Annotated in this window: 27 protein-coding genes and 2 pseudogenes; 14 read left to right on the forward strand and 15 right to left on the reverse strand. The window is 43.9% G+C overall.

The window, feature by feature from the left end; genetic code table 11:
• A pseudogene (locus LYNGBM3L_RS46915) lies at positions 1-126 on the reverse strand (DNA-binding protein); the annotation flags it as partial.
• Positions 119-352, reverse strand: coding sequence for a hypothetical protein (locus tag LYNGBM3L_RS39515; protein WP_131827005.1), 234 nt, complete (start codon positions 350-352; stop codon positions 119-121). The pseudogene LYNGBM3L_RS46915 and the gene LYNGBM3L_RS39515, both read right to left, overlap by 8 nt.
• 305 nt (positions 353-657) lie before the next feature.
• Between LYNGBM3L_RS39515 and LYNGBM3L_RS02835 the strand changes: the two genes are divergently transcribed.
• The 3 genes and pseudogenes from LYNGBM3L_RS02835 (at position 658) to LYNGBM3L_RS02845 (ending at position 2,861) form a co-directional block, all read left to right on the forward strand.
• Positions 658-879 carry a hypothetical protein gene (locus LYNGBM3L_RS02835; protein ID WP_044492060.1) on the forward strand — a complete coding sequence of 74 codons (222 nt, stop codon included), beginning with the start codon at positions 658-660 and terminating at the stop codon, positions 877-879.
• A 121-nt stretch (positions 880-1,000) separates the two neighbouring features.
• Positions 1,001-1,924 (forward strand): annotated as a pseudogene (locus tag LYNGBM3L_RS50105) (Rpn family recombination-promoting nuclease/putative transposase).
• Positions 1,925-1,997: 73 nt separating this feature from the next.
• A complete protein-coding gene (locus tag LYNGBM3L_RS02845) occupies positions 1,998-2,861 on the forward strand; it encodes a DUF4351 domain-containing protein (protein ID WP_008178837.1) in 864 nt (287 codons plus the stop codon).
• Positions 2,862-3,150: 289 nt separating this feature from the next.
• Here LYNGBM3L_RS02845 and LYNGBM3L_RS02850 read toward each other — a convergent pair whose 3' ends face one another.
• The 3 genes from LYNGBM3L_RS02850 to LYNGBM3L_RS02860 all read right to left on the reverse strand — a co-directional run bounded on the left by LYNGBM3L_RS02850 (position 3,151) and on the right by LYNGBM3L_RS02860 (position 4,702).
• On the reverse strand, positions 3,151-4,182 hold the full coding sequence (locus LYNGBM3L_RS02850; RefSeq protein WP_008178838.1) for an N-acetylglucosamine kinase: 1,032 nt from the start codon (positions 4,180-4,182) through the stop codon (positions 3,151-3,153).
• 74 nt (positions 4,183-4,256) lie between these two features.
• Complete coding sequence (locus LYNGBM3L_RS45400) at positions 4,257-4,514, reverse strand: hypothetical protein (protein ID WP_044492063.1); 258 nt, start codon at positions 4,512-4,514, stop codon at positions 4,257-4,259.
• 2 nt (positions 4,515-4,516) lie between these two features.
• Entirely contained in the window at positions 4,517-4,702 is a 186-nt protein-coding gene (locus LYNGBM3L_RS02860; protein ID WP_008178840.1) for a hypothetical protein, read from the reverse strand.
• 185 nt (positions 4,703-4,887) lie between these two features.
• Here LYNGBM3L_RS02860 and LYNGBM3L_RS02865 point away from each other — a divergent pair, with 185 nt between their 5' ends.
• The gene (locus LYNGBM3L_RS02865) at positions 4,888-5,544 is read left to right on the forward strand and encodes a sigma-70 family RNA polymerase sigma factor (RefSeq protein WP_008178841.1); all 657 of its coding nucleotides are present in this window, start codon (positions 4,888-4,890) and stop codon (positions 5,542-5,544) included.
• Positions 5,545-5,583: 39 nt separating this feature from the next.
• Positions 5,584-6,261 carry a DUF1822 family protein gene (locus LYNGBM3L_RS02870; protein ID WP_008178842.1) on the forward strand — a complete coding sequence of 226 codons (678 nt, stop codon included), beginning with the start codon at positions 5,584-5,586 and terminating at the stop codon, positions 6,259-6,261.
• Positions 6,262-6,323: 62 nt separating this feature from the next.
• On the opposite strand, the gene LYNGBM3L_RS02875 is transcribed toward LYNGBM3L_RS02870, so the two are convergent.
• Positions 6,324-7,082: a bilin-binding protein gene (locus LYNGBM3L_RS02875; RefSeq protein WP_008178848.1), complete on the reverse strand. Its 759-nt coding sequence runs from the start codon at positions 7,080-7,082 to the stop codon at positions 6,324-6,326.
• A 615-nt stretch (positions 7,083-7,697) separates the two neighbouring features.
• Here LYNGBM3L_RS02875 and LYNGBM3L_RS02880 point away from each other — a divergent pair.
• The 4 genes from LYNGBM3L_RS02880 to LYNGBM3L_RS02895 all read left to right on the forward strand — a co-directional run bounded on the left by LYNGBM3L_RS02880 (position 7,698) and on the right by LYNGBM3L_RS02895 (position 9,660).
• A complete protein-coding gene (locus LYNGBM3L_RS02880) occupies positions 7,698-8,024 on the forward strand; it encodes a hypothetical protein (RefSeq protein ID WP_008178851.1) in 327 nt (108 codons plus the stop codon).
• 333 nt (positions 8,025-8,357) lie between these two features.
• Positions 8,358-8,771, forward strand: coding sequence for a CHAT domain-containing protein (locus tag LYNGBM3L_RS02885; protein WP_008178853.1), 414 nt, complete (start codon positions 8,358-8,360; stop codon positions 8,769-8,771).
• A gap of 194 nt (positions 8,772-8,965) precedes the next feature.
• Positions 8,966-9,424: a putative toxin-antitoxin system toxin component, PIN family gene (locus LYNGBM3L_RS02890; RefSeq protein ID WP_229414273.1), complete on the forward strand. Its 459-nt coding sequence runs from the start codon at positions 8,966-8,968 to the stop codon at positions 9,422-9,424.
• Positions 9,421-9,660, forward strand: coding sequence for a hypothetical protein (locus LYNGBM3L_RS02895; RefSeq protein ID WP_008178857.1), 240 nt, complete (start codon positions 9,421-9,423; stop codon positions 9,658-9,660). Before LYNGBM3L_RS02890 ends, LYNGBM3L_RS02895 begins: the two co-directional genes overlap by 4 nt.
• A gap of 170 nt (positions 9,661-9,830) precedes the next feature.
• Here LYNGBM3L_RS02895 and LYNGBM3L_RS39520 read toward each other — a convergent pair whose 3' ends face one another.
• The 3 genes from LYNGBM3L_RS39520 to LYNGBM3L_RS48310 form a co-directional block, all read right to left on the reverse strand.
• The gene (locus LYNGBM3L_RS39520; RefSeq protein WP_131827004.1) at positions 9,831-10,037 is read right to left on the reverse strand and encodes a hypothetical protein; all 207 of its coding nucleotides are present in this window, start codon (positions 10,035-10,037) and stop codon (positions 9,831-9,833) included.
• 171 nt (positions 10,038-10,208) lie between these two features.
• Complete coding sequence (locus LYNGBM3L_RS02900) at positions 10,209-11,714, reverse strand: UbiD family decarboxylase (protein ID WP_008178859.1); 1,506 nt, start codon at positions 11,712-11,714, stop codon at positions 10,209-10,211.
• Between the two features lie 28 nt (positions 11,715-11,742).
• On the reverse strand, positions 11,743-11,865 hold the full coding sequence (locus LYNGBM3L_RS48310; RefSeq protein WP_267871974.1) for a hypothetical protein: 123 nt from the start codon (positions 11,863-11,865) through the stop codon (positions 11,743-11,745).
• A gap of 15 nt (positions 11,866-11,880) precedes the next feature.
• Between LYNGBM3L_RS48310 and LYNGBM3L_RS02905 the strand changes: the two genes are divergently transcribed.
• Together LYNGBM3L_RS02905 and LYNGBM3L_RS02910 are read left to right on the forward strand one after the other, a co-directional pair.
• On the forward strand, positions 11,881-12,066 hold the full coding sequence (locus tag LYNGBM3L_RS02905) for a hypothetical protein (protein WP_008178861.1): 186 nt from the start codon (positions 11,881-11,883) through the stop codon (positions 12,064-12,066).
• Between the two features lie 144 nt (positions 12,067-12,210).
• Positions 12,211-13,638: an NYN domain-containing protein gene (locus LYNGBM3L_RS02910; RefSeq protein ID WP_008178863.1), complete on the forward strand. Its 1,428-nt coding sequence runs from the start codon at positions 12,211-12,213 to the stop codon at positions 13,636-13,638.
• On the opposite strand, the gene LYNGBM3L_RS39525 is transcribed toward LYNGBM3L_RS02910, so the two are convergent.
• Complete coding sequence (locus LYNGBM3L_RS39525; protein WP_131827003.1) at positions 13,603-13,836, reverse strand: hypothetical protein; 234 nt, start codon at positions 13,834-13,836, stop codon at positions 13,603-13,605. The two genes, LYNGBM3L_RS02910 and LYNGBM3L_RS39525, sit on opposite strands and share 36 nt — an antisense overlap.
• A 102-nt stretch (positions 13,837-13,938) precedes the next feature.
• On the opposite strand from LYNGBM3L_RS39525, the gene LYNGBM3L_RS48315 reads away from it, so the two are divergent.
• Positions 13,939-14,064: a hypothetical protein gene (locus tag LYNGBM3L_RS48315; RefSeq protein ID WP_267871975.1), complete on the forward strand. Its 126-nt coding sequence runs from the start codon at positions 13,939-13,941 to the stop codon at positions 14,062-14,064.
• 105 nt (positions 14,065-14,169) lie between these two features.
• A complete protein-coding gene (locus LYNGBM3L_RS02915; RefSeq protein ID WP_008178865.1) occupies positions 14,170-14,868 on the forward strand; it encodes an HAD family hydrolase in 699 nt (232 codons plus the stop codon).
• A gap of 369 nt (positions 14,869-15,237) precedes the next feature.
• On the opposite strand, the gene LYNGBM3L_RS42680 is transcribed toward LYNGBM3L_RS02915, so the two are convergent.
• From LYNGBM3L_RS42680 to LYNGBM3L_RS42685, 3 genes are all read right to left on the reverse strand, one after another.
• Positions 15,238-15,396, reverse strand: a complete 159-nt coding sequence (locus LYNGBM3L_RS42680; protein ID WP_008178867.1) for a hypothetical protein — start codon at positions 15,394-15,396, stop codon at positions 15,238-15,240.
• An 8-nt stretch (positions 15,397-15,404) separates the two neighbouring features.
• Complete coding sequence (locus LYNGBM3L_RS02920) at positions 15,405-16,031, reverse strand: CPP1-like family protein (protein WP_008178869.1); 627 nt, start codon at positions 16,029-16,031, stop codon at positions 15,405-15,407.
• A gap of 105 nt (positions 16,032-16,136) precedes the next feature.
• Entirely contained in the window at positions 16,137-16,289 is a 153-nt protein-coding gene (locus tag LYNGBM3L_RS42685) for a hypothetical protein (RefSeq protein WP_154659657.1), read from the reverse strand.
• Positions 16,290-16,570: 281 nt separating this feature from the next.
• On the opposite strand from LYNGBM3L_RS42685, the gene LYNGBM3L_RS02930 reads away from it, so the two are divergent.
• Positions 16,571-17,299 carry a response regulator gene (locus LYNGBM3L_RS02930; protein ID WP_008178873.1) on the forward strand — a complete coding sequence of 243 codons (729 nt, stop codon included), beginning with the start codon at positions 16,571-16,573 and terminating at the stop codon, positions 17,297-17,299.
• Positions 17,300-17,572: 273 nt separating this feature from the next.
• Here LYNGBM3L_RS02930 and LYNGBM3L_RS02935 read toward each other — a convergent pair whose 3' ends face one another.
• A complete protein-coding gene (locus LYNGBM3L_RS02935; protein WP_044492070.1) occupies positions 17,573-17,875 on the reverse strand; it encodes a TatA/E family twin arginine-targeting protein translocase in 303 nt (100 codons plus the stop codon).
• Between the two features lie 270 nt (positions 17,876-18,145).
• Entirely contained in the window at positions 18,146-18,349 is a 204-nt protein-coding gene (gene psbH, locus LYNGBM3L_RS02940; protein ID WP_008178875.1) for a photosystem II reaction center phosphoprotein PsbH, read from the reverse strand.
• Positions 18,350-18,647: the final 298 nt, after the last annotated feature.

An 18,647-nucleotide genomic window follows, 5' to 3' on the forward strand; every position in this document is an offset into this window, starting at 1 on the left:
TTAGCTACTAGCCGGAAAACTACCACCCATAAAGTGAATATCACAGAAGGTTTCAATCCACAAACGAGGACCACAATCGAGTGGATTATCCGGCTGATACACAATCTTACACGGACCATTAATTTTCGGGAATCGGGAATCGGGAATCGGGAATCGGGAATCGGGAATCGGGAATCGGTAATTGGGAATCGGGAATGCGATCGCATATAACTATTCGATCGGCAAATGCTTTCGCGGAGCGGCGACCTTCGCGTAGCGTGGCCTTTTGGCCAAGGAGCATCGCGTAGCTTGACCGTTCGCGTAGCGTGGCCAAAAGGCCAAGGTTAATCGTGCAGCGGCTCCAAGCTGCCATCGCACATAGTAAGTAGTTAATTAATAACTTTATTTTTATATTAATGAATTATTAATACAGGATTTTGCCCCACTCCACTACTCCACTACTCCCTGCTCCCTGCTCCCTGCTCCCTGCTCCCTGCTCCCTGCTCCCTATTCCCCATTTGTTACAAAAGTTTTCAAAAAATGTTATAATAGAGTATTTTTTGTGTTATAATAAAATTACCGTGGGCGCTAAAACGTTCCACGGTAAGAGCCAGCCGACAGTTTCTCCCAGCTACAGGCTGGCTCTGGAGCCCCAGTTAAGGAGATACCTAATATTTTATGTCGTACTCTCAACGCCTATATCCATGGGCGCTCATTCGTCTATTGCCGAAGATGCAGCGGGTGGTTGTGCGTCGTTTTCGCAACCGTTCTGATGCGGAGGGGCACTTGCAGGCTCTGAAACGACTGATGCCCGATGAAAAATTTATTATTATCTTCGATTTAGGAGACCCTATAGACGGCGATTCTATAGAGGGAGAGTCTATAGACGAAGAATCTTAAAAAACAGGAAGTTTGGGAAGTGTGACTTGCCCAGCTCTTCAGTAATCAAATTTTAGTTGAACCCCAGAAACAGCCCTGGGTTTAACTCAGTAATTAGTCTTGATTCGATCAATTGTATTGTATGGCAAAACCTGTAGATATTGGTAGCAAACGCCTCATCAGTCTCGCTCCTAATGCTTGGGTGCAATGGGTAACCGGTAATTCCCAAGTGCGGGCATCTCAGTTGCTGGATGCTGAGTTCCAATGGATTAGTCGCGAAAGCGATGTGATTGTCAAAGCCTCTAGTCCTGAACACTCCGAATTTCTGATTCTCAATGAATTACAACTACGCTATGACCAGAACATGCCTCAGCGAATGCGCAATTATGTGGCTTTAGCTGAGGAGAAATACAACCTATCTGCTTATCCAGTATTAATTAACATCTTGCCGCCCCCAGCCACGGTCACCATTGAAAATTGCTACGAAAGCGAATTCATGGGATTAAAGGCCCGTCAAGATTATCGGGTAATTAATCTCTGGGAAGTAGATGCTGAATTAGTATTAGAACAACCTTTGCCTCCCTTATTTACATTTGTCCCAATTTGAAAAGGTGGTGGTAGTGAATCAAAATTGCGCTCAGCCGTGCAGGCGCTACGAGCGGATCAAACCTTGAATCAACTAGAGCCATTGTTAGCTTTCTTCGCTAGCTTTGTTTTAGAGATACCTTTAATTCAACAAATCATGAGGTGGGATATGACAGTATTACGAGAATCGCCCTGGTATCAAGAGATTTTACAAGAGGGTCTTGCTCAAGGGATTGAACAAGGCATCCAACAAGGGATTGAACAAGGGATTGAACAAGGGATTGAACAAGGGATTGAACAAGGGATCCAACAAGAACGTCGAGGCAGTTTAGAGCGCATCCTTAAACTACGATTTTCAGAGATTCCTGTCGAGATATCCGTGAGAATTCAAGCCTTAACTCTCGAACAATTAGAAGAGTTGATGGCAACAGCATTAACGGTTAACTCCCTAGATGAGTTTACTCAACATTTGCCCAATTAATTAAATAAGGCCACACCCACCTCGACCGTGGGGTGGGCGTAAGTCAATAATTAGTCTTAATTGGATCAATTGTATGGCAAAACGTGCAGATATTGGTAGCAAACGCCTAATCAGTCTCGCTCCTAATGCTTGGGTGCAATGGGTAACCGGTAATTCCCAAGTGCGGGCATCTCAGTTACTGGATGCTGAGTTCCAATGGATTAGTCGCGAAAGTGATGTCATTGTAAAAGCGTCTAGTCCTGAACACTCCGAATTTCTGATTCTCAATGAATTACAACTACGCTATGACCAGAACATGCCTAAGCGAATGCGCAATTATGTGGCTTTAGCTGAGGAAAAATACAACCTATCCGCTTATCCAGTATTAATTAATATCTTGCCGCCCCCAAGCACGGTCACAATCGAAGACTGTTACGACAGTGAATTCATGGGATTAAAAGCCCGTCAAGATTATCGGGTAATTAATCTGTGGGAAGTAGATGCTGAATTAGTATTAGGACAACCATTACCTCCCCTATTTCCATTTGTACCGATCTTAAAAGGAGGTGGTAGTGAATCGAAATTGCGGTCAGCGGTGCAGGCTTTACGAGCGGATCAAACATTGAATCAACTAGAACCGTTGTTAGCTTTCTTTGCTAGCTTTGTGCTAGAGATACCATTAATTCAACAAATCATGAGGTGGGATATGACAGTATTACGGGAATCACCCTGGTATCAAGAGATTTTACAAGAGGGTCTTGCTCAAGGGATTGAACAAGGCATCCAACAAGAACGTCGAGGCAGTTTAGAGCGCATCCTTAAACTGCGATTTTCAGAGATTCCTTTAGAGATATCTCTGAAAATTCAAGCCTTAACTCTCGAACAATTAGAAGAGTTGATGGCCACAGCATTAACGGTTAACTCCCTAGATGAGTTTACTCAACATTTGCCCAAGTAATGTAAGCATTCAGCGGTCAGCCGTCAGCCGTCAGCTTTGTGGCACAGGCTTCTAACCTGTGACTTTCGTGACTATTAAACGAATGCTTGCCTGTTGTCTTGATGCAGTCGCTCATGGGGGTTTCCCCCAAGACCGCGCTGCATCGCTTATTCAAAAGCTGTTCGGTGTAGCGTGCCCTATGCCCATCAGCACATCAAGTAGCGTGCCCTATGCCCATCAGCTGATACGCGACACGCTGATAGCTGACAGTGCTACACCCTACCTCGACCCTGGGGTTAGGGGTGGGTTACTATTGCCTATTGCCTCTTGCCTCTTGCCTATTGCCTATTGCCTTTTGCCTTTTGCCTAGGGTCAGCAACCCTAACAAACCGGCACCATAAGCAGGCTGATCGCGAGGCCAAATTACTTTAACATTAGGGCTAAGCATGACTAGAGATGATTCAAATTGCTGACGGATTGAGGAAAGACCATGCCATACACTTCCGGTTGTTACTACTTCACATACTGAGTCAGGGCTAAATACGCTTTCAATTACAACTTGGGTAGCTTTGGCTAGTTGATTAACGGTATCTTCGATAATGCTAATGGCTACCTGATCCCCTTCAGCCGCTGCTCGATCCACAATTGGTGCTAAGGATGCAATTTCTTTGACTCCCCACCCTGGCTGATAAATAATATCTGTGATATAATTAAAGCTTGATAAGTTAAAATGGGTGGTGAAGCGCTCCTGAAGACTAGTTGTTGTTAGACTGGTTACTGCGCAGCCATCATAGGCTTTCATAGCGGCTCGTAATCCAGACACGGCAATGTGATAGGCACTGCCAACATCTCCTAGGATATGCCCCCAGCCACCAACTCGCTTGGTATTTCCCTGGGCATTGCGTCCAAAAATGATTGAGCCGGTGCCTGCGATCGCAACAACTCCCACAGGCTTACCGACTCCCCCCACTAAGGCAATCAAAGCATCATCACAAATCACAACATTAGAGGGGAGCAATGCCCAAGTGACGGGAATTGTCTGACTTGACAACAACTGTGGGACGAAGCCTTGCACCACTTCTCTATCTCGTGGACGACCAACACCGGCTAATCCCAAACACATCGCTTCCACTGTGACCGATTCCATGGACAGTTTAGCGGAAGCTTGTTGGGTGGCTTGGCGAATGGCTGATTCTATGGAGGCGAAAGCGGTTTTGATACCAACGGTGTGATAATTGGAGGCATCAGCTTCTCCTCGACCTAGGATTTGACCTTGGTGGTTGATCACTACACAAAGGGTTTTACTGGCACCGCCATCTATTCCGATTATACAAGTGGTCATTTATAGTTAGTTGATTCTAATGAAACTGGCAAGATGCCAGTTCTACGCAAATTGAAACTGGCAAGATGCCAGTTCTACGCCTGATGCCAGTTTAGCGATGGCTCGAAGAGCCCGCCAAAGGCGATCGCATTCAAAACTGGCGTTGCATCAGTCTTCGCCCTGAATAGGAGTAGAGTGGGCATCCTGCCCGCGCGAAAATAAGGAGGAAACTGGCAAGATGCCAGTTCTACGCCTGATGCCAGTTCTACGCCTGATGCCAGTTCTACGCCTGATGCCAGTTCTACGCCTGATGCCAGTTTAGCGATCGCATTCAAAAGTAGGCAAAAGCTCACAATTATTTATTGTCTGGATCTTCTTGCTTCAGAAGCGCATCCACTAATACTGTGACTTGCACCAGGGAATTGATCACATCACTGGCTTGGGTAAAGGGTTTACCTTCATACTCGCAGTAGGCTGACCAGATTAGAGGAATAGCAACAAGTCCGACGAGCCAACCCTTGATGGTTTTAGGATTATACATGGGCAGGAATAAAAACAACAGCCTCATCTGTTTTTGTTAACTTTCTCAAAGAGCGATTCCATGCCAAATCGAGCTAGAGAGCCCATTTGAAAAATTTTTTCCGACTTTGCATAGAATCCAAGGTTGGCCACCGTTAGTTATTTAGAAAGGTAAATCCAGGAGATGGATTGAGATGGAGTTAACCCATGAACGAACTGGAGGAACGACTACAACAGCTAGCGTTAGAAGCTCAAAAGCATTCCCCAAAAAGCCGTGGCCGTCGTCTCGTCCTGACTCGGCTGATTCATATGATTCAAGCATCCGGCAAATTATCTCGCAGGAGATTTGACACTCCTCAGGAGGTTTACGATGATGCACTTCAAGAGACTTTGTTGTATGTGTTAAAAAAAATTGACACTTATGAACCGAGAGCTCCGGTGATTAACTGGGTCAATTACGTCCTCAAGAGACGGTTGATTGATGGCAATAAACGACATACCAAAGGGGGAAAGGAGTACTCACTAGATGCACCAATAAACTCTTCCGATGGGGGTAAGATCAATCAATCAGGTATGACCTATTTAGAAACCGTTGCCCAACCAGAAGACACTCCGTTACCTTCACAGCTTGTACGTCAGTGTATTGAAGAAGACTCTGATGGGCTGTTTGCCAGCAGACACGTTAAAGGACATCCTCAGGCCAACTTCAGAACTATTGCTCTTTTATATCTTGACCGGAAGAGTTGGCAACAGACTGCTGTAGCAGTTGGGTTAAAGCCAAAGCAAGCCTCAACGGTGCAAAGTTTCTACTGCCGCTCTTGTAAGTATTTTGCTGACAGGTTTAAGGAATACTTGCAGGAATAACTGACAAATAAGATTCAATGTATAGACGAGAGAGTAACCATGAATAACTTAACGGAAAAATTAACATTCTCTGTGCCTCTTACCAGAGATTGGTATCAACTAGCAGAAACCTTTAGTCGGGAACAGCACGAGCCGGACAAAGCTCAAGACGTTTACCTCAATACATTAGCAGTTTATGCCGTAAACTTCTACTTACAGTGTATGGAAGTAGAAACTGATTTACCAGCAAGTGATAGCAGTAATCCAGCCCTGCGATCGCTAATGAATGTATCCGATTTGATGGTTAAAGGTTGGGGAAAATTGGAATGTCGTCCTGTTTTACCTGGTGACCTAGTTTGTGACATCCCACCAGAAAGTCGCCAAGACCGAGTTGGTTATGTGGTGGTAGAAATTCATAAACCAAGTAATCAAGCTAAACTGCTAGGATTTTCCAAAACTGCAGTAGAAGGAAGCTTGGATATTAGTAAAATCGAGTCTCTTGAGCAGTTAATTAACCAATTACCAGAGCTGGAATCAAAGGTCGTAAAATTACTGGAATGGTTGAAGGATAATTTTGAATTAGTTCGTCGTCAATCTAAATTTATTTATCACTTAGAGAAACTTATTCACAAATATCCAGAATATGCAGAAATTTTAGAATTCGTAATTGAAAGGATGAAGAAAAAAAAACAAGTCCAAATATTAGGATTTATTCAAATGCTGAATAATAAGGATTAATACTGGTAATTATTTATTAAAAATCTAACACTTTGTCTAGAAGCGTTAACTCAAAATTAGGCTTATAATCTTCTAGGGATTATATTGATGATCTCGTCCAAGTAAAGGGTTATTTCTTTAGCTTCTTCAGGATCAAAACTTAGACTAACCTTTTGGTTTTTAATAAAATCTAGTGCATCTACATAAAGCTGTAAATCCCTATTCACAGGAATCTTTGATTCCTGTATTGCTCTATCCATCAGCTCCCAACTTCCTAACTCTAAACAGTAATAGATCAACTGCAAATATTTTCTGATTTCTTGAGAAAATACCTCAATATCCTCTGAGTAATCTGTATCTACATTGTTTGGATTCTGGTCATAATGCTTCCTTAAAGCTGCTTCGGCAGCTTCTTGGGATAACGCTTTTCGGTTAGCCTTGAGCCATTCCATAGCTTGAAGGCTAGCCTCCTCACTTTTTTTAAACTCACTTAGTGCTGTCTCTAGTCCCTTAATTAACTCCCCCGCACGCTCCGAGTCTCCCGTATCCTTGGCTTGGATTTGTTCTATAGATTCTGATACGAAGAGTTCTTCTGGAGATAGTACATCTTCCGGTTTTAGACCTAAAGCTTCGATAATTGCGATCGCATAACCCCGATCCACAGGTTTTCCACTGAAGAAGCGCTTAACTGTTCTATCGCTGATATTTTCTGCTCTTTCTGCAAGGCGATCAAAAGTTAGGGACTGACCTTCGTCATCTGTTTCAGTGGCTTTAGCTTGGTTAAGACGCCTTATTCCTTCAGGACTGGCACTAACACCACGGGGCTTGCGCTGTTTACTCATAGATAACAAATCTGTGTGATTGTCGTTGTTGAGAAGGACAGAAAAGGACACTTATTGATCCGAAACTGCTGCTTGACTGACTTTTCTGGCTTCCTAGGTTGAGTGGAATATAGTCAAATCCAACGCTGGCAATGGTTTGCTTAGGTTTCACTACCGATCCACCGCTCTAGGTAAAATCAAGGGTTTTAGGAGTAAAGTCAGTCAATCAGTCCAAAACTATGACTCAAGAGCTTAGAAAAGGACACTTATCTATCTTTGCTTTACTGTTGCTGAACTATTTTAGCGCTCAGCTTGCTCTTGGTGCAAGGCGCTCATAAGTTAGGGGCTTACCTTCGTGATCTCTTTGACTGGCTCTAGCTTGGTTAAGACGCCTTATTCCTTTAGGAATGGCTCTAATGCTACCAAGCTTGCCCTTTTGACTCATTGATAATTAATCCGTGTGATTCTAGTTGTTAAGAAGGACAGAAAAGGACACTTATTGATCCGAAACTGTCACTCAAGAGGTTAGAAAAAGACACTTATTATCTTGCCTTTATCTTTCCTTTACTGTCCTTGATACACCCATCTGCAAAATCTAGGATGGTGTTATAAGCAATCAAGCATCAGGACAAAACCATGACCAACTTACTAAAGCAATTTACTAGCACTTTTAAGGCACAGAAGAATACGCAACAGAATAGAGAAAAAACTACTGTAGTCACAACTCCAGCAACTGATAAAAACGGTGAGTCCCCAGTAGTAAGGCAATTTTCCATCTGGGGAATTGCCTTCCTGCTGATATCTGTATCTATAATATTTAACCTAGGACCTCACTTGATTGCCAAATCTAAGTTCACAGGGAAATATAATAGCAAGGTAGAGATCAGCGTAGAGGGAATCACGGTAACAACTGAAATAGACACAAGAGAAAGTAGTGGAGCAAATGACAATACCGAAGAATAAGAAACTGAGGAAACCAGCCAGCTAAGTTCATCCTATCGTTAAGTGGTTATGTATAAGAATTATGGGGGCTATCTGCCCTTGGGCAGCCCCTTTCAGTGATCGCCAAAGGCGATCGCTCCCTCCCCAGCTCCGATAGAATAATCAGGATACTTAGAATGATTCGCCTTAATAATGGCTATCCACAGCATAGGCTATTATATACAGCACTTACCTATTGCTCCCATTATTCCCTGTTCCCATGATCCCCTCAACTGTAGAGGGTGAGGTAATCCGGATTTTGACGTGGTATTTTACTTTCTTTGATTAGTCTTAAAGCTTGCTACCTAACTACCTATGCTTAATGGGTTGTTTGCTCCCACTCGTATCTCAGGTATTGGGAGTGCGATCGCCTTGGCTCCTTCTGTAGAAGAAAACGGACTACTAACTGCTGAAGAAATCTTTAAGATGAAACTCAGTGCGGAACTAGTAGTAGTCAGTGCCTGCGAGACCGGAGTCGGTCACATCAACAGTGAGGGGGTTATTGGTTTATCTCGTTCCTTAGTTGCAGCGGGTGTTCCCAGTGTGATGGTTTCCTTGTGGTCAATCCCTGATGATAAAACCACAGAATTGATGACCGAGTTTTATCGGAATCTTAACCGCACAGGGGATAAAGCTCAAGCGTTGCGCCAAGCGATGTTGACTATGATTCCGAAGTCAGGTAATCCGAAAGATTGGGCGGCATTTACGTTGATTGGTGAAGCGCTTTAGGGAATCGGGAGTAGGGAGTAGGGAGTAGGGAGTAGGGAAAAATCGTGCGTATAGCGGTTTTTAGTCTAATAAGGTACACAGGCTTTTTTCCCTCTTGCCTCTTTTCTGTTCCCAGATCAGCTGTTGCCTAAAACCCAGTACTCTGTACCTCACTGAATTAAAAACCGCTATAATACAAATGTAAAGTTGATGCAGTGGTTAAAAAACAAATATGTATGTATGTCTTTGATACTAATATTTTTGTCGCTGCATTACGTTCTCGACGAGGTGCTAGCTTTTTAATCTTGAAAGCCATTCGTCAAGGATTAATTTTAGGTGGAGTTTCTCAAGCATTGTTTCTAGAATATGCTGAAGTTTTAAAGCGAGATGAAAACCTACAGAATTTTTGGACCACATCAGAAGATGTTGACGTGATTTTAGGTGTGCTTGCGGATGTCTTCAGACCCATCCAAATTTATTGGAAGTGGCGACCTCAGTTAAGTGATCCAGATGATGAAATGGTTTTGGAATGTGCGATTAATGCTCAAGCCCAAGCTATTGTCACTTTTAATGTACAAGATTTTTTGCCAGCTGCCAAATATTTCGGGATTGAAGTTATTCGACCAGGAGAGTTGGTTCACTCTCTCAATTTACAGGAGCAAGTTACAGAATGAGTTATTATCCTTTAGAATTACCTGAGACCTTGTTGAAGGAAATTCAACGTCTTGCTGCAGAAAATCAAGTTTCTATCGAGCAGTGGTTACTGAGTGCTGTTACGGAAAAAATGGAAGCTCATAAAGTTACAAAACTATTGCAGAGTTATGCTGACAAAGCTGATTACAAGCGTTTTGATGCAATATTAGCATCAGTACCAGATACAGAACCTATCCCAGGGGATGAGTTGAGATAGAAGCCCTTAGGAGATAAGCTGACACGCATTTAAATTGGGATTTTTGAAGCCTAGACCTCTTACAGCAAGGCTTGTGAGCGATCAAAATAAATGCTTAACAGCTTATATGCGATCGCGTGACTCGCTTAGCGTGACCTACGGTCAATCGCTTTTTAGTAGGCATTGCTTAATTATTGAATGATTGTAAGAGTAGGTGCGCTTTCCAATGGGCGAGTAAATCGCCCTTGGGTCGCACCTGTAGAATGGGCATCTTGGTGGAACTGGCATCTTGCCAGTTTCGGATTAAGAATTAAATTCGCCACGGGTCGCACCTGTAGAATGGGCATCTTGGTAGAACTGGCATCTTGGTAGAACTGGCATCTTGGTAGAACTGGCATCTTGGTAGAACTGGCATCTTGCCAGTTTCAATATATTTTGGCGCGGGCAGGATGCCCACTCTACTTTCAAGATATTTTCGCGCGGGCAGGATGCCCACTCTACTGCTATTCATCCGAAGATTCAGCAACGCTTTCTAGTCATCTATTTGAAGCTGACCGCTTACCTATAAATTACATATCATACCCAAACAAATTGGGATCAACATCCTTGAGATCCAAATCCCCTAACCCATACTCAGCCCAACGCCTATCTACCATCGCTGCTACATCCCCATCAGACTCCAAAGTTGCGCCCCATTCATGTTCCGTTTCCGGTGGAATCTTAGTAGTAGCATCAATACCCATCCGTCCCCCTAAGCCAATCTTTTCACTGGCAAAATCCAAACTATCAAAGGGAGTATTGGGCAAAATAAAGACATCCCGCACCGGGTCAACTTTAGAACTAATCGCCCACACCACTTGACGGGGGTCGCGAATATTAATAGTCTCATCCACCACAATCACAAACTTGGTGTAAGTAAATTGAGGCAAAGCACTCCAAAAGGCCAAAGCAGCCCGTCGCGCTTGTCCTGGATAGGCTTTCTTAATCGAAATAATGGCAGCTTTATAACTCAGAGCTTCCATGGGCAAGAAGAAATCCACAATTTCTGAGACTTGTTGCCGCAGGATCGGGGTATAAATCCGATTGAGTGCGATCGCCATCATCGCTTCTTCTTTCGGTGGACGCCCACTAAAGGTAGTTAAATAAATCGGATCCTTGCGGTGAGTCATACAGTGGAAGCGAATCAAGGGGGAATCCTCGACTCCACCGTAATACCCCATGTGGTCACCAAAGGGACCATCTGGCAACATTTCCCCTGGAGTAATCGTGCCTTCCAGGACAAACTCAGAATCCGCTGGTACCTCTAAATCTAAGGTTTTACATTTGGCTAGGTTAACCCCAGACCCACCATAGAGTCCAGCAAAGAGCCATTCCGACAGGTCAACCGGTATGGGAGTAGCAGCGGCCAGAATAATCAGGGGGTCAACACCGAGTGCGATCGCAATTTCTAATTTTTTTCCTCTCTCCACCGCCTTGCGCAAATGTCGTGCTCCACCCCTGACCGAGAGCCAATGCACAGTCATCGTAGTCTTAGACTGCAGTTGTAGCCGATAAACCCCCACATTAGGAATACCAGTCTCACAATCCTTAGTAATCACCAATCCTAAGGTAATAATCTTGCCAGCATCACCGGGATAAGGGCGAATCAGGGGTAACTTATTCAAATCCAAATCATTTTCCTCGACCACCACCTGGTGACAAGGAGGGAAAAAGTCTCGCCCTGGTTTAGCTTTCACCACATCAAACAAAATTTTGCCAAATTCCACCGCCTGGGAAATCTTCTTAGGTGGCTTTGGTTGTTGCAGCATCCCTAGCTTCTTGCCCAGAGTTTCCAAATCTTCCGGGCTTGACCGATTCATCGCCCAGCAAACCCGTTCTTCTGTTCCCATTAAATTAATCGCAACCGGAAAGGATGACCCTTTTACATTCTCAAACAGCAAGCCAGGTCCACCCGCTTGTAGCATCCGGTTTGATATCTCAGCAATTTCCAAATCTGGGTCAACTAAAGCCTTAATCCGCCGCAATTGCCCCTTCTGTTCTAGCTCTTGGATAAATCCCCTTAGGTCTCTGGCCATGATTACAATTTGTTAAGCTGAGTCACTCTTAACTATACCAGTTATCAATTGGCTGAGGGACTTTAGTCTTGGGGTAAGGGGAGTCGGGAGTCGGGAATAGGGAATAGGGAGCAGATGACAGGGAATCGGCGAAAAATTCTGTATAGCTCATTACTCAACAGAAGCGATGCAGCGCCGACCTGCGGGGGTTTCCCCCACTCGCGCTTTGCATCAAGACAGCGCTATAATAACAAATTTAACCCTAACGACTCCTGGCTTCTGGCTGGAAGCTCCTTCAATCTACCAACAGCTGAGTTCTATGGAACTCGAATTTTTCCACTACCCACTGCTGATCCTTGAGGGATCCCTGTAGGAATTGTGGGAATTTTTGTTCCGAGATCCGCTGTTCCGAGATCCGCTGTTCCCTGTTGCCTTTGCTATTTCACATATACTGGGTTCATAGATCTGCTTTTGTATTCAGCCCAAAATTACTCACCAAATCTACCAGAAACCATTCGTGAATGACTCTGCCGCGATCAACGAAATTAGCCTTTACCTCTACCAAGCCATCCTTGAGGTTCAGCAGCAGCAGTCCGAATTACTCAAGGAAAAATACCGAAAAATCGCTTGGGATAAACCCCGTCATCAATCGGCTTTCCTGGCCAAGTTCAAATCAGAACTCAGCCAAGAGCAAGATTGGCCCCGACGAATTATCAAAGTCAGGAAATTACTGCAAGTTCTGTTTATTCCTGGTTATTTCAACTCCCCCAGCTTTAGGGAACTGACCCAAAAACTTCGTCACTCTATCCGACCCAAGCCAGGGAGTAATTCCCATAACTTAGCTGTCTCTACTGGTGTCTCTACTAATAATAAAACCCCAACATCAGTTTCCCCTTTGCCAAAGCTAGGCACAGGAATTGCCATCTTACTGCTAGATGCCGAAAATTTACGGCTCAATACTGAAACCGAAAAATTCCTAGCTCAAATTTGTTCCTACCCGATCCAAATCAAAATTGCTGTTGCCAATTGGCGTGCTATGGGTAAGTATGACACTGAACTGCATAGTCGTGGCTATGAGCTAATTCATGTCCCACCAGGAAAGGACAGCGCTGATTTTAAGATGGCTACCGTTGGCGCTTCTATCTTTATCCATTATCCAACCGCCAAGGAAGTCTTAGTCTGTTCCTCTGATGGGGTAATGACTCATCTTTGCACCACCCTACAAACCCATGGACTAAAAGTCTATTTGGTGCGTAAACAAAACGATAAGATCATTGTTTTAAATAACAAGACTCGTGAAACTCAAGCCCATTCTCTGGTTTCTGTACCAGAAATTCCCACCCTTGAGGAATTTATTAATCAGCTCAAAGACATCCTCAAAGCTGAACAAAAACGCACTTCCAATGCTTGGATAAACCTGTCTAGACTATCTTATCTATTTGAGTCTAAGTATCAGCTAACCCTCAATCAAGTTGTCTCCCTGCGCTTGCCTGGAAAACTAACAACCGATATTTTTAGTGATTACCCCAAGGAATTTGTGACTCATCACATACCGGGAACTTCAAATTTTTATCTAACTCTATTTGAAAAGCCAATTTCTTTCATTAAAAAGACCTCTTCTTTAAAGACTATTCAGTTAAAGCCTACTGTTAAGCCTTTATCTAAAATTGAATCTAAATCAGATTTGGAAGAGATACTAGTTAAACTCCTCAAGGATTTGAAGACAAACTATAAAGATCCTTATGTTCCGATCGCTCATATAGCTACTGAATTTAAAAAACAATACTCTCGACCCATTACTCAGTTGATGAGAGACTTAAATTTAAAAGGTACATTCCCCAAATTTTTGCAATCCTTAGGAGCGTTTAAACTGAAGAAAGTTGGTAAAGCTTATCAAGTGGCTTTACGGTTAGACGGGTTGAATGCGGTAGTTATTGAACAGTAAAAACTCTAGAGTAGTCGGGAGTCGGGAATCGGGAATCGGGAATCGGGAATCGGGAATCGGGAGTCGGGAATCGGTAAAAAATCCAGCATTGCTGAATCTTTGGATCAATATGAATAAGTGGGGTGGGCATCCTGCCTGCCCGACAAGATCAGTAACGGGCAAGATGCCCGTTCCACGCAAGATGCTCGTTCCACGCAAGATGCCCGGGTAGGTTTTTAACTTTGGGGGGAGTACGTACTTTCATTGCCAAAAAAACTCCAATAATATAGATATCCAAATCTACAAGAATTTAAGGGACGGGTGCGCCCAGCTGAGGGCGTTTCCCCGACTCCCGACTCCCGACTCCCGACTCCCGACTCCCGACTCCGGACTCCCGACTCCCGACTCCCGACCCAAACCTCAAAAACCTACCCCTGTCAGGAGTAATGGGTAAGTCCTAAGACATAGGCAATGTTACAAATTCGTAACTTTAGTGATAAATACTCACGGGATGAGATAATAATGTAAATAAATATTACATTTTGTTAGATAATGATTAGAGTATTTACAGACTTTGACGGTCCGATCATGAATGTGTCGGAGCGTTACTATCGGGTTTACCAGTTTTGTCTCAAAGAAATCCAACGCCCTAACCAGCCAATCCTGCCCATGTCCAAGGCGGAGTTTTGGCAGTGTAAGAGGGGGCGTGTTCCGGAGATAATTATTGGTATTCGTTCAGGTCTCGATCCCAGCCAAGCTGAAGCATTTGCTCAGCTGCGCCGTCAAACTGTACACACTCTGCCCTACTTAGTCCATGATCAACCGGTTCCCGGAGCGATAGATGCCCTGGAAAAATTACAACAAGCAGGTATAGATTTAGCCGTCATGACCATGCGTCGGGTGCGAGAGCTTGATGAAGCGTTCAGTCGCTTAGACCTGGAGCAATTTTTCCCCCCTAACCGACGGTATTGCCTGAGTAACGACTATGTTAAGACCGGTGACACTAAAGATAAACCTTTGCTAATGGCAAAAGCCCTAAAAAAACTCCCAGCTGCCTCTGATGTCTGGATGATTGGCGATACAGAAGCGGATATAGTGGCTGCCAAAACCCACGGTATTAAAGCAATTGGAGTTTTATCTGGAATACGCGATCGCACTCAGCTCAATCTCTACGAACCAGATTTTATCGTCAATAATCTCACTGAAGCGGTAGATTTAGTTCTAGACACAGCACTGCTACAAGCCGTATGATTGTGCGATTTTAGCTGATCCGGCTAGAGCGCGCCCTACACCTGACCCTCGGTCAGGGTGGGATGAAATGAACCGTGAAAGTTCAAGTGATTTTTTATTTCAAAAAATGGCGTGGTTAAATTATCTCAAAATTTAGGAAATTATATCACTAACTCGCCGTGCAGACCAGGGAACTTCGGATCAGTTAACAGAAAGGGTTTGATCAACTTTAATTTTATTAACACAGTTAAGAAAATTGGCTCTCTAGCCTGTGGCTATGATAAATATTTATAAAATAAAAATATTTATAAAATAATCGCGCTAAAGTCTTGGCTTACAGGGCTTGTGGTGATTTAAAAAAGCAATTTTTATGAAAACTGCTTTTCATGGTCATGATGCAGTCGCTCCCCATGAGCGACTGGCTTGGTTTCCACGGGGCAAACCCAGGCAAGGGTAGAGAAGTTTGGGAGATATCACATCAAGGGGAAAAGCACCACTACGAGACAAGTTAGTGCTTTTGGAGGCACGTCCTAATCCCCAATCCCCCATGGCTATTTTCAACGTAAGAAGCAACTAATCACCCAAAGCAAGACAAATGTCACCAATGTAGCCAGTTCTTCTGTTTTCAAGTCTAGGTTGGTGAATTGGCTTTCCAGAGAATTCCCCAGCAAACTTCCCAATCCCACACCTAAAAACAGACCTGCCAGGGTTAGCAACACCGCACGACCAAATTGTTGTTCTTTCCGATTGAGGAAATAGATCGTGAATCCGAAGCCTATAGCCATCACCAACGGCAAAATCGAGTTTCCGGATGAGGTGTCAAGGACAGTAGCACTGCTTAAGATTAAGAACACTGCACTCGGCCAGATTATGTCTTCTCTTGTCGGAGTATCCCACAACCGTTTCAGCCACTCAGGAGAGTTATTAACTGGTGTTTGGGGAAAACTCGGTGGAGCTTGAGAAGCCTTCTCCGGGAAACGAATGCGATCAGGAACTTTAATCTTTCCTTCCTGGCGCATCCTAAGTCGATCCATAATAATGGCATCGTAGGCCGCCTCTACGGTATCTAAAAGCTTTTGGTTACCACGATGCTTTTGGATCAGGCGACCTTTGGCATCCTGAATTTCATCAAAGGACGCTTCTTCCGTAACCCCAAGCTGATCATAGGGATTGTTATCACTCATTCAAGACCTCCGAGACATCCCTTGTTTTCACATACCTTCTTTTCATTAGTATGACAGCAACTTTAAACTAGTTATGTATATGTTAAGGTTAGGCACGAGAAACTCTCAACCTTGCTCTGGGTAACCACTGTTCACAGAGTCGTCTTGGTTGAGGGTGGTGTCAATGCCCCTGGGTGCTAGTGTAGCTTGATCTTCAAACAGCAGTGCCGCAGTGAAGTCAACACAATGCCGGTGCATCTCAGTTTTTGGCCAAATCACCGGAGAATTCCTGAATAATGTTAGAACCGTTAGTAAATCCATATAGACTCATCAAGGCTATGGGTTTTTTGCTCTTTAGAACAAGAAAAAAAGACTTTTTGCCGTGGTTCGGGAAGTCCTACTGTGGGGGAATTTTGAAAATAACTGATCTGCCTATGCGATTGACCAACTATTGGCATTGCCTAATAATCTGAGGATAATTGTCTACAATGCCCAACAGCACCGTTGGTGTCAAAACACTCTGCGTCTTAAATTTGTGATCCCGTTTTCCGTGGAAAGTTATGACCGCCGCCAAGATTCTTGTCGTAGATGACGATCCGGCAATCCGAAATTTAATTCTACGCTTCTTAAGTCAAAAGAATTTTCAAATGCAGGCTGCTCAAGATGGCAAGACGGCTCTTGCCACATTTGAGCAATTTAATCCAGATTTAGTCATTCTAGATGTGAATTTGCCTGACGCCCTTGGCTACAACCTGTGTCAGCAAATGCAGAGCCGCACTGATGTCTTTGTCCTCTTGCTCACCAGTCGGTCGGATGCTGCTGACAAAAATCAAGGATTTCAACAAGGTGCTGATGACTACATCACCAAGCCCTTTGATTTACAAGAGCTGGAAAATCGAGTTAGAGCAATTTTGAAACGGAAGCGGGCTGTTACTGCTACTGAAGCAGAACGCCTAGTCTTCGACCATTTAGTCATCGACCCAGGGCGCAGGGAGGTAACTATAGACGAAATACTTATCCCTCTAACTGCTCTGGAATTTGATCTACTCCATTTTCTGGCCTGTCATCCGGGTCGGGTCTTGCGCCGTTCTGAGTTAATCCAGGAAGTCTGGGAGTACGATTATGTGGGAGATCAGCGAGTAGTTGATGTCCATATCGGTCAAATTCGCCGTAAAATTGAGGTGAATTCCAGTGACCCTTCCTTGATTCAGACAGTTCGAGGTGTTGGCTACAAGTTTGAGGCACCTTCTACTAAGAAGAATGAGAAAAATGGTAAATCCAGTAGCTAACTCATTGTTGACACTCCACGACTATTCAAACCCCTTGCTCGTGGAGCGTCAATGGTTGCCAAGGCAATCGACTACTGAGTTACCGGACTAGAGTTAAAGAGTCGTCTAGTAGAGCACGGCGGAAATAAAGATAGGATTCAAAAATAGCAAAACGCTTATGTAATAAGCATTCAAGAATTGTTAATACCATAATTTTTAATTCCCCGCAGCAGTACTAGTCATCATCCCTGCTTTGGTCTAGCCTCTTGCTGAAATGGCTCGAAGTCCCTGGGATTAGCTTTTTTGAGAGGGAGTCGTAGCATGATTGTTTGATTCTGCTGTATCAACTTCTGCTGTAGCAACTTCTTTGGTGGTAATTTGATCAGATTCACTTGGGGTAGGGGTGTTCAGCCCTTGCTCTATCTGTTGTGCCTCTAGCTTAAACTGATTTTCAAACTCCTTGGAGGCATCTTGAAAGCCTCTAATCGCTTTACCCAGACTACGACCAATTTCTGGCAACTTCTTAGGGCCAAATACTAATAGGGCAATGACCATAATCAACGCCATTTCCGGTAAACCCATACCAAAAACGTTCATTATATAACCTCCTGGGATTTGTCAAGTGCTGGTTTGCTGTTACTAGTTTGCTGTTATTAGTATTCCACATTTGACCCAAATTGACCGCTGTTCCGTTGAACTAAGCCAGTTGAACTAATCCAATTTAACCAAATTATTTTAACTAAAGGTATTAATCCCAGGGACTTCCTAGCCTATCCATTGCTGTCAACAGCATTAAAAAACCCGGACAAGCCGGGAGGGAGCTGAAATATTTGAAATGTTTGATTAGCAGTTGAGCCTGGCAGTATACTACTGCCCTAGGCTTGTCCAATCAACATTGAAACCTTGAATGAGGATTGATTTGTTGTAAATCTGCAAAATAATCAGCAAAAAGACGAAAAATAGCCCCATAAAGACTCCCATTACAGGAGTAGTGCCCCAACCTGGGGCAACTTTACCATATTCCGAGTTAAGGGGTTTGAGAATATCTCCTAGCCGAGTTCTTTGTGCCATGGGTAAATTGAGTTTATGGTAAATTTAGATTTATGTTAATAGATATTGTGACTACTCCCACATCAAATTAAAGATTATGATGTGGGCGCGCTCTTACTCACGAATGAGAATTGCTGCTCCTCGGCGGAAGCCGACGCGGGGCGCGTTCGATATCCTGTACCGATTTACCACAGCCATTGAGCGGCAGTCCAACCGCCATTAATCCACGATTCAATAGGTGCATTTTCCAATGGCCGGGGAACCCGGCCTTGGGTCGCACCTCAATATTGATACCACTGTTTCAGTCCAAAATCAAGAG

Origin of the sequence: Moorena producens 3L, assembly GCF_000211815.1 — a bacterium.
GTDB lineage: Bacteria > Cyanobacteriota > Cyanobacteriia > Cyanobacteriales > Coleofasciculaceae > Moorena > Moorena producens.

Bases quoted from the DNA above. Each gene is read 5' to 3' on its own strand.
- LYNGBM3L_RS39515 (WP_131827005.1), bottom strand. From the start codon at position 352: ATGGCAGCTTGGAGCCGCTGCACGATTAACCTTGGCCTTTTGGCCACG.
- LYNGBM3L_RS02835 (WP_044492060.1), top strand. From the start codon at position 658: ATGTCGTACTCTCAACGCCTATATCCATGGGCGCTCATTCGTCTATTG.
- LYNGBM3L_RS02845 (WP_008178837.1), top strand. From the start codon at position 1,998: ATGGCAAAACGTGCAGATATTGGTAGCAAACGCCTAATCAGTCTCGCT.
- LYNGBM3L_RS02850 (WP_008178838.1), bottom strand. From the start codon at position 4,182: ATGACCACTTGTATAATCGGAATAGATGGCGGTGCCAGTAAAACCCTT.
- LYNGBM3L_RS02860 (WP_008178840.1), bottom strand. From the start codon at position 4,702: ATGTATAATCCTAAAACCATCAAGGGTTGGCTCGTCGGACTTGTTGCT.
- LYNGBM3L_RS02865 (WP_008178841.1), top strand. From the start codon at position 4,888: ATGAACGAACTGGAGGAACGACTACAACAGCTAGCGTTAGAAGCTCAA.
- LYNGBM3L_RS02870 (WP_008178842.1), top strand. From the start codon at position 5,584: ATGAATAACTTAACGGAAAAATTAACATTCTCTGTGCCTCTTACCAGA.
- LYNGBM3L_RS02875 (WP_008178848.1), bottom strand. From the start codon at position 7,082: ATGAGTAAACAGCGCAAGCCCCGTGGTGTTAGTGCCAGTCCTGAAGGA.
- LYNGBM3L_RS02880 (WP_008178851.1), top strand. From the start codon at position 7,698: ATGACCAACTTACTAAAGCAATTTACTAGCACTTTTAAGGCACAGAAG.
- LYNGBM3L_RS02885 (WP_008178853.1), top strand. From the start codon at position 8,358: ATGCTTAATGGGTTGTTTGCTCCCACTCGTATCTCAGGTATTGGGAGT.
- LYNGBM3L_RS02895 (WP_008178857.1), top strand. From the start codon at position 9,421: ATGAGTTATTATCCTTTAGAATTACCTGAGACCTTGTTGAAGGAAATT.
- LYNGBM3L_RS39520 (WP_131827004.1), bottom strand. From the start codon at position 10,037: ATGCCAGTTCTACCAAGATGCCAGTTCTACCAAGATGCCAGTTCTACC.
- LYNGBM3L_RS02900 (WP_008178859.1), bottom strand. From the start codon at position 11,714: ATGGCCAGAGACCTAAGGGGATTTATCCAAGAGCTAGAACAGAAGGGG.
- LYNGBM3L_RS48310 (WP_267871974.1), bottom strand. From the start codon at position 11,865: ATGAGCTATACAGAATTTTTCGCCGATTCCCTGTCATCTGCTCCCTAT.
- LYNGBM3L_RS02905 (WP_008178861.1), top strand. From the start codon at position 11,881: ATGCAGCGCCGACCTGCGGGGGTTTCCCCCACTCGCGCTTTGCATCAA.
- LYNGBM3L_RS02915 (WP_008178865.1), top strand. From the start codon at position 14,170: ATGATTAGAGTATTTACAGACTTTGACGGTCCGATCATGAATGTGTCG.
- LYNGBM3L_RS42680 (WP_008178867.1), bottom strand. From the start codon at position 15,396: ATGGGGGATTGGGGATTAGGACGTGCCTCCAAAAGCACTAACTTGTCT.
- LYNGBM3L_RS02920 (WP_008178869.1), bottom strand. From the start codon at position 16,031: ATGAGTGATAACAATCCCTATGATCAGCTTGGGGTTACGGAAGAAGCG.
- LYNGBM3L_RS02930 (WP_008178873.1), top strand. From the start codon at position 16,571: ATGACCGCCGCCAAGATTCTTGTCGTAGATGACGATCCGGCAATCCGA.
- LYNGBM3L_RS02935 (WP_044492070.1), bottom strand. From the start codon at position 17,875: ATGAACGTTTTTGGTATGGGTTTACCGGAAATGGCGTTGATTATGGTC.
- psbH (WP_008178875.1), bottom strand. From the start codon at position 18,349: ATGGCACAAAGAACTCGGCTAGGAGATATTCTCAAACCCCTTAACTCG.